General features: G+C 56.4%; 1 protein-coding gene. It reads right to left on the reverse strand.

The window, feature by feature from the left end:
- Positions 1-1,458: amidohydrolase (locus tag OQK_RS31725; RefSeq protein ID WP_443216338.1), on the reverse strand; the 1,458-nt coding region annotated here is incomplete at its 3' end.
- Between the last annotated feature and the right edge of the window lie 133 nt (positions 1,459-1,591).

Genomic DNA, 1,591 nt, shown 5'->3' on the forward strand with positions numbered 1-1,591 from the left:
TAGCGAAACCCAGGGATTGTAGGAGGCAACCCGGGTGGCATCGGTGCCTGCAGACACTTTCACCCCTTTTTCCAGTATGCGCGCTACGGGCGGGGTCGCTTGCGCCGCACGGGCGCCGTAGCGCTCGACGAAGTACTCCCCCTGATAAGCCATACGATGTTGTACAGCGATGCCACCGCCGAGCGCGGCGATACGGTCGATCGATTTGTCCGAGATGGTTTCGGCATGATCAAAGAACCAATTGATGCCAGCGAGGGGGATGTCCTCGTTGACCTTCTCAAATACATCCAGCGCTCGGGTAATGGTTTCGTCGTAGGTGGCATGCAACCGCCACGGCCATCGGTTCTCTGCGAGGATGCGCACAACTTCCTCCAGTTCTCCCTCCATCTCGGGCTGCAGGTCCGGTCGCGGCTGGCGAAAATCTTCGAAGTCGGCAGCGGAAAACACCAACATTTCGCCCGCGCCGTTGTGACGGAAGTAGTCGTTTCCTTGCTTGTACTTAACGCTGGAGGTCCACTTGAGGAAATCCTCCTTCTCTTCCTTGGGTTTCTGAGTGAACAGGTTGTAAGCCAACCTGACCGTCATTTGCCCATCGTTGTCCAACTTCTGGATCACTGCGTAATCGTCGGGATAGTTTTGGAAACCGCCGCCCGCATCAATAACCCCTGTCACACCCAAGCGATTGAGCTCGCGCATGAAATGGCGAGTGGAGTTGACCTGATAGTCGAAGGGCAACTTCGGTCCCTTGGCCAACGTGGCGTAAAGGATCGTCGCGTTGGGCGTGGCCAACAGCAGGCCCGTAGGCGCACCATTGGCATCGCGGTAAATTTTCCCGCCTGGTGGCTCGGGGGTATCTCGGGTGTAGCCGACCGCGCGCAAGGCCGCACCATTGAGCAAGGCCCGGTCATAGAGATGCAGAAGAAATACAGGTGTATCGGGCGCGATCGCATTGATCTCGGCTATGGTTGGCAAACGCTTTTCAACGAACTGGTGCTCAGTGAAGCCACCTACCACGCGAACCCACTGCGGTGCTGGAGTGTTAGCCACTTGGCGCTTGAGCATGTCCATGGCGTCAGCGAGTGAACGCACACCGTCCCAGCGCAATTCCAGATTGTAGTTAAGGCCGCCGCGGACCATGTGGGTATGGTTATCGACTAAGCCAGGGAGCACACAACGGCGCTTGAGGTCGACAACTTTTGTGGCTGAGCCAGCCAGCGCCATGACTTCCTGGTCTGACCCTACAGCCAGAAACTTGCCGTCTTTGATTGCAACGGCGTGGGCGACTGGGTTGGCGCGATCCAGTGTAGTGATCTCGCCATTGTGGAAAATGATGTCCGGAATTGAATTGGTCATATTGGGCCCTTCCCTACTTAGCGTTTCGGAAAAAGCGCTGCGTCCAAAGACACCCCCTAACGCTAAGGTGGAGGCGGCCTGGAGAAGTTTTCGGCGCGATGTCATAGGTAGAGGCCTCACAGATATAAAGCCCGTTTCCAGGGCCTTCAGGGAATAGCGAACCTTGCAAACCGGTTACTCACGTCTGACTGGACTTTTAAACTGCATACATCCTCATGCTCCACCTCGTGTTTTGGAC

The organism is Pseudomonas sp. R62, from assembly GCF_000257605.1.
In the GTDB taxonomy this organism is placed as follows: domain Bacteria; phylum Pseudomonadota; class Gammaproteobacteria; order Pseudomonadales; family Pseudomonadaceae; genus Aquipseudomonas; species Aquipseudomonas atacamensis.